The 9855-nt window shown below is 73.1% G+C and carries 11 protein-coding genes; 8 read left to right on the forward strand and 3 right to left on the reverse strand.

From position 1 onward, the window contains the following. The first annotated feature begins 6 nt into the window (after positions 1 to 6). From ABT160_RS08495 to ABT160_RS08510, 4 genes are all read left to right on the forward strand, one after another. Complete coding sequence (locus ABT160_RS08495) at positions 7 to 501, forward strand: low molecular weight protein-tyrosine-phosphatase (protein ID WP_351645212.1); 495 nt, start codon at positions 7 to 9, stop codon at positions 499 to 501. Further along, positions 498 to 1682, forward strand: a complete 1185-nt coding sequence (locus ABT160_RS08500) for a cystathionine gamma-lyase (RefSeq protein WP_351645214.1) — start codon at positions 498 to 500, stop codon at positions 1680 to 1682. The genes ABT160_RS08495 and ABT160_RS08500 overlap by 4 nt, the downstream gene beginning before the upstream one ends. Positions 1683 to 1929: 247 nt before the next feature. Next, positions 1930 to 2826 carry a LysR family transcriptional regulator gene (locus ABT160_RS08505; RefSeq protein ID WP_351645217.1) on the forward strand — a complete coding sequence of 299 codons (897 nt, stop codon included), beginning with the start codon at positions 1930 to 1932 and terminating at the stop codon, positions 2824 to 2826. A gap of 71 nt (positions 2827 to 2897) precedes the next feature. Further along, entirely contained in the window at positions 2898 to 3377 is a 480-nt protein-coding gene (locus ABT160_RS08510) for an NUDIX domain-containing protein (RefSeq protein ID WP_351645220.1), read from the forward strand. A 72-nt stretch (positions 3378 to 3449) separates the two neighbouring features. Here the strand turns inward: ABT160_RS08510 and ABT160_RS08515 are convergent, their stop codons facing one another. Then, complete coding sequence (locus tag ABT160_RS08515; RefSeq protein WP_351645223.1) at positions 3450 to 4805, reverse strand: globin domain-containing protein; 1356 nt, start codon at positions 4803 to 4805, stop codon at positions 3450 to 3452. Between the two features lie 617 nt (positions 4806 to 5422). Between ABT160_RS08515 and ABT160_RS08520 the strand changes: the two genes are divergently transcribed. Continuing rightward, positions 5423 to 6025 carry a DUF2269 domain-containing protein gene (locus ABT160_RS08520; protein WP_502984185.1) on the forward strand — a complete coding sequence of 201 codons (603 nt, stop codon included), beginning with the start codon at positions 5423 to 5425 and terminating at the stop codon, positions 6023 to 6025. A gap of 5 nt (positions 6026 to 6030) precedes the next feature. After that, entirely contained in the window at positions 6031 to 6897 is an 867-nt protein-coding gene (locus ABT160_RS08525; protein ID WP_351645226.1) for a GNAT family N-acetyltransferase, read from the forward strand. 19 nt (positions 6898 to 6916) lie between these two features. Here ABT160_RS08525 and ABT160_RS08530 read toward each other — a convergent pair whose 3' ends face one another. Then, complete coding sequence (locus ABT160_RS08530) at positions 6917 to 7348, reverse strand: GlcG/HbpS family heme-binding protein (protein ID WP_351645229.1); 432 nt, start codon at positions 7346 to 7348, stop codon at positions 6917 to 6919. A 74-nt stretch (positions 7349 to 7422) separates the two neighbouring features. Continuing rightward, positions 7423 to 8637 carry an MFS transporter gene (locus ABT160_RS08535; protein WP_351645231.1) on the reverse strand — a complete coding sequence of 405 codons (1215 nt, stop codon included), beginning with the start codon at positions 8635 to 8637 and terminating at the stop codon, positions 7423 to 7425. Positions 8638 to 8789: 152 nt separating this feature from the next. On the opposite strand from ABT160_RS08535, the gene ABT160_RS08540 reads away from it, so the two are divergent. Both ABT160_RS08540 and ABT160_RS08545 read left to right on the forward strand, forming a co-directional pair. Further along, positions 8790 to 9248 (forward strand): MarR family winged helix-turn-helix transcriptional regulator, encoded by a 459-nt coding sequence (locus ABT160_RS08540; RefSeq protein ID WP_351645233.1) that lies wholly within the window; start codon positions 8790 to 8792, stop codon positions 9246 to 9248. A gap of 40 nt (positions 9249 to 9288) precedes the next feature. Further along, positions 9289 to 9741 carry a GNAT family N-acetyltransferase gene (locus ABT160_RS08545; RefSeq protein ID WP_351645234.1) on the forward strand — a complete coding sequence of 151 codons (453 nt, stop codon included), beginning with the start codon at positions 9289 to 9291 and terminating at the stop codon, positions 9739 to 9741. Positions 9742 to 9855 lie beyond the last annotated feature (114 nt).

Consider the following 9855-nt stretch of genomic DNA (forward strand, 5'->3'; position numbering starts at 1 on the left):
TCCCCGATGGCCTACCGCGTCTGTTTCGTCTGCACGGGCAACATATGCCGCTCCCCCATGGCCGAGCACGTGTTCCGCGCGCGCGTGGCGGAGGAGGGCCTCGACGGCCCGGTCGAGGTCGACAGCGCCGGCACCGGCGGCTGGCACGAGGGCGACCCCGCCGACCCGCGCACGGTGTCGGTCCTGGAGGAGCACGGCTACGGCTCCGCGCACACCGCCCGGCAGTTCCGGGCCGCCTGGTTCGACCGCCTGGACCTGGTGATCGCGCTGGACGAGGGCCACCTGCGCGACCTGCGGCGCCTCGCCCCGACCGCCGCCGACGCAGCCAAGGTCCGGCTGCTGCGCTCCTACGACCCGGCCGCCGACCCCGCGGAGCCGGACGTCCCCGACCCGTACTACGGCGGGCGCGAGGGCTTCGAGGAGTGCCTGGAGATGGTGGAGGCGGCCTGCGCGGGCCTGCTGGAGGCGGTGCGGGACGCGGCCGGGGAGCGGGCCGCGTGACCGGCGACGGCACGGGACGCGGCGAACGGCAGCACGAAGGACACGGCGAAGGACACGCAGGGGCGTACGGCGAGGGCACGCGCGCGGTGCGGGCCGGACTGCCCGAGCCCGTCAAGTACGAACCGACGCTCCCCGGACCGGTGTTCGCCGCCCACTACCACCTGCCGGGCGAGCCCACCGGCCCGTACACCTACGGGCGCGACGAGAACCCCACCTGGACGCTGCTGGAACGGGCGATCGCCGAACTGGACGCGCCGGGGGAGCCGGGGGCCCGGACCGTCGTCTTCGCCTCCGGCATGGCCGCGATCTCGGCCGTGCTGTTCTCCCAGCTCTCCGCCGGCGACGCCGTGGTCCTGCCGGACGACGGCTACCAGGCGCTGCCCCTGCTGCGCGAGCGCCTTCAGGCGTACGGCATCGAGGTGCGCACCGCCCCCACCGCCGGCGACGCGCAGCTGTCCGTGCTGGACGGCGCCCGGCTGCTGTGGCTGGAGACCCCGTCCAACCCCGGGCTCGACGTCTGCGACATCCGCCGCCTCGCCGCCGGGGCCCGGGCGCGCGGCGCCCTGGTCGCCGTCGACAACACCCTGGCCACCCCGCTCGGCCAGCGCCCCCTGGAGCTGGGCGCCGACTTCTGCGTGGCCAGCGACACCAAGGGCCTGACCGGCCACGGCGACGTGCTCCTGGGGCACGTGACCTGCCGCGACGAGGAGCTGGCCGCGGGCGTGCGCAGGTGGCGCAAGGTCGTCGGCGCCATCCCCGGGCCGATGGAGGCCTGGCTGGCGCACCGCTCCCTGGCCACCCTCCAGCTGCGCGTGGACCGCCAGTGCGCCACCGCCCTGGCACTGGCCGAAGCGCTGGCCGAGCGGCCCGAGGTGAGCGGGCTGCGCTACCCCGGGCTCCCCGGCGACCCCTCGCACGCCGTCGCCTCGGGGCAGATGCGGCGCTTCGGCTCGGTGGTCTCCTTCGCGCTGCCCGACCGCGCACGGGCCGAGCGGTTCCTGGCGGGGCTGCGGCTGGTGGACGACGCCACGAGCTTCGGAGGGCTGCGCTCCACGGCCGAGCGGCGGGGGCGCTGGGGCGGCGACGCCGTACCGGAGGGGTTCATCCGCTTCTCCGTGGGCGCCGAGGACGCCCGCGACCTGCTGGCGGACGTGCTGCGGGCGCTCGACGAAGCGTCCTGAGGTCCCCGACGGGACCGGCGCGCGGGTCGCGGGACGAAGCCCGGTACGACGGACGAACGGTCCGAGCCTCCCCCCTCTTGGCTCGGACCGTCCCGGTTCCGCGCGCCGAGAACCGCTCGAACAAGGCTAGTTGACTCTGCGTCAGTGTCCAATCACGCTAGCGACAGAGACCTATCGACATATTTATAGTTGGACGGTCCTGAGCAGTCAGCGGTGTGGTCGGCCGACGAGACAGGAGGGGTGGACCGTGGACCTGGCCCTGCTGCGCACCTTCCTCACCGTCCACCGCGCGGGCTCCTTCACCCGCGCCGCCGCCCTCCTCGGCCTCTCGCAGCCCGCCGTGACCAGCCAGATCCGCACCCTGGAGCGGCAGCTGGGCCGTCCGCTGTTCGTGCGCCGGGCCCGCGGCGTCATCCCCACCACGATCGGCGACGAGCTCGCCCACCGGGCCGCCCCGCACCTGGACGCCCTCGTCGAGATCGCCGAGGCGGGCCTGGACGAGGAGTCGGGCGTACGCACCCTGCACCTGGCGGGCCCGCCGGAGTTCCTCTCCGCCCGGGTCCTGCCCGCCCTCACGCCGCTCGTCGCCCAGGGCCTGGCCCTGCGCCTGTCCCTGCTCCCCAACGCCGGGGAGACCCTCGACGGCCTCGCCGCGGGCCACCACGACCTGGCCGTCGCCACGGCCCGCCCGCGCGGCGGGCTGCTCACCGCGACCCCGCTGTGCGACGAGGAGCACGTGCTGGTCGCCGGCCCCCGGATGGCCGCCCGGATCGGCCCCGACCTGCTGCGCCGCAAGAGCGGCCTGGTCCTGGAGCAGCTGCCCGTGGTCGAGGTGCACGAGTCCCTGCCGTTCGTCTCGCGCTACTGGGCCACCGTCTTCGAGGCCAAGCCCGCCGCCGCGGCCACCGTCATCGCCCCCGACCTGCGCGCCGTCCTGGAGTGCGCGGCCTCCGGGGCCGGGCTCGCCGTGCTGCCGCGCTACCTGTGCGAGGAGGCCCTGGAGCGCGGACGCCTGGTGGCCCTGACCGATCCGCCGATGCCACCGCTGCGCACGTACTTCCTCGTGGTGCGCACCGGCACCCTGGCGCTGCCGCACATCGCGCGGGCGCACGAGTGGCTGCTGCGGGCGGCCGTGGACTGGTGAGGCGCGCAGGGCCGCCCCGTTTTCCGGTCACGCACGGTTTCAGGCCGGGCCCGACGGGCCATTTTCTTCCCATGACCGAACGACCGGTGGTCAAGCGGACCGCCCGTGCCATCCTCCTGGACGGCGACGACCTCGTCCTGATCAAACGCACCAAGCCGGGTGTCGACCCGTACTGGCTGACGCCCGGGGGCGGGGTGGAGCCGGAGGACGCGACCGTGGTGGACGCACTGCACCGCGAGGTCGACGAGGAGCTCGGCGCCAAGGTCACCGACGTGGTGCCCTGTTTCGTCGACACCGTCGAGCACATCGAGGACGGCGGCGTCTCCGGCGTGAAGGTGCAGCACTTCTTCGTGTGCCGGCTCGAGTCGATGGACCTGTCGCGGCGCCACGGACCCGAGGTGGACGAGCCGTGCGGCGAGTACGAGGTCGTACGGGTGCCGTTCAGCCGGGTCGGGATCGCCGCCGTGCACCTGGTGCCCCTGTCGCTGCGCCACTACCTGGACGGCAACATCGAGGGCGTACGCGCGATGCACGCGCCGGACCTGGGCTGAGGGCGGCCGCGCGGCCGGTGGTCAGCCCGGCCGCGCGGGCCAGGCTGACCGTTTCTCCTCCTCCGCGCGGGCTCAGCCCAGGGCCGTGACCAGCTCCTCGAGGGAGTCGTGGCGGATGCGCTCGGTGGGGATGCCCACGTCCCGCAGCGCGTCGACGCCGTTGCGGATCATCCCGGCGGGCCCGGAGAGGTACGCGTCGTACTCGGTCCAGGGCCCGTACTCGCGCACGGCCTCCGGCAGCTGCTCGCGGTCGTCGACGACCGGGCGGACCTGGAGCCAGGGGTGGGTGTGCTGGAGCCGCAGCATGGTGTCGATGTCGTACAGGTCGTGGTCGCTGCGGGCGCCGTAGAAGACCTCCACCGGCCGTCGCGTGCCGTGCTCGGCGACGTCCTCGACCAGCGCCTTGATCGGGGCGATGCCCGTGCCGCCGCCCAGGCAGAGCAGCCCGTTGTCGGTGGCGTGGTCGACGGTCATCGAACCCGACGGCGGGCCGAGGCGCAGCACGTCGCCCGGGCGGGCGTGGTGCACCAGGGAGTTGGAGACCCAGCCGGCCGGCACGGCCTTCACGTGGAAGGTGAGCAGTCCGTCGGCGCGGGGCGCCGCGGCGAAGGAGTAGTGCCGCCACACCCGGGGCCACCAGGGCGTCTCCAAGCTCGTGTACTGGCCCGCGCGGAAGGGGTAGGGCTGGTCCGGGCGCACGGTGAGGACCGCGATGTCCGGGGTGCGCAGCTCGTGCGAGACGACCTCGGCCTCCCACCAGGCCGGTGCGCGGACCTCGTCCTCGGCGGCGGCGTCGATCATGATCTGCGAGATGGTCGTGTACGTACGGACCCAGGCGCCCTCCGTCTCGGCGTCCCAGCTGTTCTCCGCGTACCGGGTGAGCGCGCCGATCAGGGCCTCGCCGACGGCCGGGTAGTCCATCGACTGGGTGCCGTACTTGCGGTGGCCGCGGCCCAGGTGCTGGAGGTAGCCGGTGAGCACCTCGGCGTCGTCCATGTGCTCGGCGGCCGTCAGGAGCGCCTTGAGGAGCCGGTCGCGCTGGGTGTCCATCGCCGCCGGGAACAGCGCCCGCAGATGGGGGTGGCGTATGAACAGCAGCGCGTAGAAGTAGGAGGTGACCTTGTCCGCGATGGGCGCGATCTCCGCGAGCGTGCGGCGGATCAGGATCGCGTCGGGGGAGCCGGTCACGGGCTCGGGCTCCGGCTCGACCACGTGGAGCAGCGGTTCGGGCTCGGGTTCGGGCGGCTGGTAGCTGCTGAGTCTGCGCGGGTGCAGCAGGGAGCCGGATCCCGATTCGCGCTGCTCGGCTATTCGGCCCTGGGGGTCGCGGTCGTCCTCGGCCTCCGTTCTGCGGGGGGTGAACCAGCCGCCCGCGGTGCTGTCGTCGGAAGTGCCGTGGTCGGCCGACGTGGTGGTCGGAGCGTCCATGTGTGCCTCGCCTCGAACATCTTTCGGTCGGTCTGCGCACTGCCTGGGTCTGCTTCAAGGTCACTTCCCGCCCACACTAGCCACGACCCGTGAAAACCGGGACGAGATGGACCGGTTGTGACATTGGCCGCAGCCGCTGTCGTCAGCAGGGCATTGGTGTCATGGCCCGCAGCTGCCCGTCATCGCAGCATGGCAGGAGCGATCGCCGCGCGGGCGGAGAGCGGAAAGTCCGGGTCCCTGCCCTCACTTTCCCGTTAGGCTGCATTGCCCCCTGCCCACTGCCGGGGCGTTCTCACCCCCAACTGGGCTCCCGGCCGCACCGGCTCGTACGCCTCACGCAGATCACCCCCCGCGTAGACGTGTCCGGCGGCCCTGCCGGGTGGTGGTCCGCGTCCACGGCCACCCTCCGAGGCACCACGGCGAAGACCACCGCGTCGGACATGGAATCACCGAAGGCGACGCGGTCGTCCACCCTCACCCCGAACTCTGCACACGGCCGGTTCGCGATCTTCACGTTCGCGGGCGCGGCTCGCGGGGCGCGGATGTCCCGTACGCCCAGGCTCGTACGTACGGATACTCCCCCCGTCAGACGCGAGCGGTCCTCCACCGGCGGCACGCTGTTTCACGTGAAACGTCACCAGGAACCCGTGGAACAGCGGACACGTCCCACGAAACGACTCGGCCGGCGCCCGCGCCGGGCCTGGCTCGTCGTCCACGTCGCCGTCTCCGTCAGCTGGCTGGGCCTCACCCTGGGCCTGCTCGCGCTCGGCATCACCGCCTACACCACCGAGGACGCCTCGCTCACCGCCGCCTCCTACCGCGCCATGCGCGTGTTCGCCGACTGGCTGCTGGTCCCGGTCTCACTGATCGCGCTGCTCAGCGGGGTGGTGCTGTCGCTGGGCACGCCCTGGGGCCTGGCCCTGCACCGCTGGGTGTGGATCAAGTTCTGGCTGACCCTGGTGACGGCGGGGGCGACGATCTTCTCGCTGCGGCCGGGGATCCTGCGGTCGGCGGCCGACGGGATCGCCAACCCGAGCCTGGTGGCCGCGCCCTCGGTGGCCACCTCCGCGTACTTCTTCATGACGGCGGTCTCCGTGCTCAAGCCCTGGGGACCGACCCGGCGCGGGCGCCGGCTGCGCGCGGCGACGAACGTACGGCCCGCCGTCTCGACGAGTTCACGTAAAACGCTGGACGGACGATCTCCCCGTCGGACAGCCTGAAGCCCATGTCGACAGTGCTCCCCCCGCTCCATGAACTTCCCCTCCGCCGTCTGACCTTGGACGACCTCGTCGCCTGCGCCGATCTCTCCGAGGACCGGGGCTGGCCGCGCGAGGAACACAAGTGGGGGCTGCTGCTCACCGCGGGACGGGGGTACGGGATCGACGACCCGCTCGGCAAGGGCCTGCTCACCGCCTGCGTGGTGACGTCGTACGGCACCGGGCTGGCCGCCGTCGGCATGGTGCTGGTCGCCGAGCGCTACGCCCGCCGGGGCGTCGGGCGGCACCTGATGGTCCAGGTCCTCCAGGCCCTGGGCGACACCCCGGTCACCCTGCACGCCACCCCGAACGGACAGCCGCTGTACGAGCGGCTCGGCTTCGAGGTGACCGGGCGCGCCGAGATGGTCCGGGGCGCCTTCACCGGCGCGGTGCCGCCCGGCGAGGGACCGGCCACCCGCCCCGCGACCGCGGAGGACGTCCAGTCGATGCTACGGCTGGACCACGGCGCCTTCGGCCTGGACCGCACCCACATGATCGCGCGGCTGCCCGCCTTCGCGGACCACCTCCAGGTGGCGGAGGAGGGCGGCGAGCTGGTGGGGTTCGGCGCCCTGTGGCCGAACATGGAGACCCATGTGGTGGGTCCGCTGGTGGCCCGCGACACCCGTACGGCCAAGGCCCTGGTCGCCGCCCTGGCGGCCCGCACGGACCGGCCGCTGCGCACCGACGTCGACGTGCGCCACGAGGAACTGCTGGTCTGGCTGAAGGCGAACGGCCTGGAGCCGGTCGCCTTCAACGCCGTCATGACCCGGGGGCTCCCCGGTCTGCCGGGTGACTGGACCCGGCGCTTCGCCCCGCTGACGGTGGCCGCGGGCTGAGGCGCCCGCGGCCCGTCGCTCACACCAGCGACCGCGCGGCGCGCGTGGCGAAGCCGTGGTCCTGCTCCGGGGCGCCGCCGCCGACGCCGATGGCACCGACCAGCCGGCCGTCGCGGTGGACCGGGACGCCGCCCGCGATGAAGAGCAGCGGGCGGTCCAGGGCCGTCGGCAGGGTGTGGAAGGGGGCGCCGGGCTGCACCGCGTCGACCAGGTCGGCGGTGGGGGCGTTCAGCTGCAGCGCAGTGTACGCCTTGCGGGTGCTGGTCTCCCCGGCGATCAGCACGGCCCGGTCGTCGCGGCGGAAGGCCAGCAGGTGGCCGCCCGCGTCGAGGACGGTGATGGCGACGGTGACACCCGCCTCCTCGGCGGCCTGACGGGCGGTGGCCACGAGGGCCTCGGCGTCCTCGATGGTCAGGGGGGCGACGACGGTCGTGGTGGCGGTGGTGCTCATGGGGGGTGACTCCTGGGTACTGCGGAGGGATGGGTTCGGGGGTGCGTACGGCTCCGGGGCGGAGCGCGTCGCGTTCAGTCGCGGGTCGCGGCGACCGCGACCCGTGCGCGGGGCGAGCCGGCCACGACACGGCTCCCGGGGCGGGCGTCCCGGCGCTCCAGGGCGCTGGAGAGGACCGCGAGGAGCAGGGCCGAGACGGCGAGGGCGGCGCCGACCCAGGTCGGGGCGGTGATGCCGAGCCCGGCCGAGATGACCAGGCCGCCCAGCCACGCGGCGAGCGCGTTGCCGAGGTTGAAGGCGCCGATGTTCACGGCGGAGGCGAGGGTCGGGGCGCCGGAGGCGTGGTCCAGGACCCGCTTCTGCAGCGGCGGTACGGTCGCGAAGCCCAGGGCGCCGATCAGGGCGAGGGCGATCGCGGCGGTGACCTTGTTGTGCGCGGCGACCGTGAAGAGGCCGAGCACCAGCGCCAGTGCGCTCAGGGACACGTACAGCAGGGGCATCAGGGCGCGGTCGGCGTACTTGCCGCCGACCAGGTTGCCGCCGACCAGGCCGAGGCCGAAGAGGACGAGCAGCCAGGTGACGGAGGAGGCGGAGTAGCCCGCGGCCCCGGTCATCATCGGCGCGATGTAGGTGCTGGCGGTGAAGACGCCGCCGAAGCCGAGCACGGTCATCGCCATGGCCAGCAGCACCTGGACGTTGCGGAAGGCGGCCAGTTCGTGGCGCAGCCGTACGCCCTCGGGCTTCGGCTGCTCGGGGATCAGCTTGGCGACGCCGAGCAGGCCGAGGACGCCGAGTCCGGCGACGATCAGGAACGTGACGCGCCAGCTGGAGTTCTGGCCGATCAGCGTGCCCAGCGGGACGCCGACGACGTTGGCGACGGTCAGGCCCGTGAACATCATCGCGATGGCTCCGGCCTTCTTCTCCGGTGCGACCAGGTCGGCCGCGACGACCGAGCCGATCCCGAAGAAGGCGCCGTGGGCCAGTGAGGCGACCACGCGGCCGGCCAGCATGACGCCGAAGGAGGGGGCCACGGCGGACAGCAGGTTGCCCACGATGAACAGGCCCATGAGCAGCATCAGCATCCGCTTGCGGGAGACCTTGGTGCCCAGGACGGTCATCACCGGGGCGCCGAGCACGACGCCCAGGGCGTAGCCGGTGACCAGGTAGCCGGCGGTGGGGATGGAGACGTCGAAGTCGGCGCCGACCTCGGGGAGCAACCCCATGATCACGAATTCGGTGGTGCCGATACCGAATGCCCCGATGGCCAGGGCGAGGAGCGCGAGCGGCATGGGTTTCACCTTCCCAGAAGTTTGCGGCAGCGCCTTACAAGCGTCCACAATAATTGCAGACGCCGACTAATTGCAAACGCGGGCTATTGCAGACGTCGTCTATCCTGGGTGGCAAGCAGCTCCGCGACACGAGTCCGTACGGAGGAGAGACCATGACCGCGACCGATCCGGCGCTCACCGCCCTCGCCCAGGGCTGGTGCGCCCTCTCCCTGCTGCACGGCAGGATCGAGTCGCACATCGAGCGCGCGCTGGAGTCGCGGCACGGGCTGAGCGTCCGCGAGTACTCGCTCCTGGACGTCCTGAGCCGGCAGCACAGCGGACCGGGCGGACACCTCCAGATGAAGCAGGTCGCCGACGCGGTCGTGCTCAGCCAGAGCGCCACCACCCGCCTGGTCACCCGGCTCGAGGACCGCGGCCTGCTCACCCGCTACCTCTGCGACACGGACCGCCGGGGCATCTACACCGACGTCACCGAGGCCGGCCAGGCCCTGCTCGCCCAGGCCCGCCCCACCAACGACACCGCGCTGCGCGAGGCGCTGGACGAGGCGGCGAAGGACCCCGGGCTCGCCCCCCTGGTCCGGGCCGTCGAGGAACTGCGCGTACCGGCGTAAGGCCGTTCCGCCCCGCCCGCACGGCCCGTAGCCTGCGGGCATGAGCGATCTTGAAATCCGGCCCGCGGCCGTGGGCGACCTCCCGGCCGTCGTGGCGATGCTCGCCGACGACCCGCTGGGCGCCGAGCGCGAGTCCCCCGACGACCTCACCCCGTACACCGCCGCCTTCGAGCGGCTGGCCGAGGACCCGAACCAGCACCTGGTCGTCGCGGTGCGCGAGGAGCGCGTCGTCGGCACCCTCCAGCTCACGATCGTGCCCGGCCTGTCCCGCAAGGGGGCGACCCGCGCCATCATCGAGGGCGTCCGCGTCCACGCCGACGAGCGGGGCAGCGGCCTCGGCACGCGCTTCATCGAGTGGGCCGTCGACGAGGCCCGCCGCCAGGACTGCCAGATGGTGCAGCTGACCTCGGACAACACCCGTACCGATGCCCATCGCTTCTACGAGCGCCTGGGGTTCACCGCCTCGCACGTCGGCTTCAAGCTCAGCCTCTGAGGCAGCGGACGGGGACGACCCGGGGGTGGGGTTTTTCGTTTAAAAAGAACCCCCGGTGGGGAAATAACGGGGTAACCCCCAGATCCCCCGCCCGCCGCCCCCCGCGCACCCGCC

It is taken from the genome of Streptomyces sp. NPDC001941, from assembly GCF_040296945.1.
GTDB lineage: Bacteria > Actinomycetota > Actinomycetes > Streptomycetales > Streptomycetaceae > Streptomyces.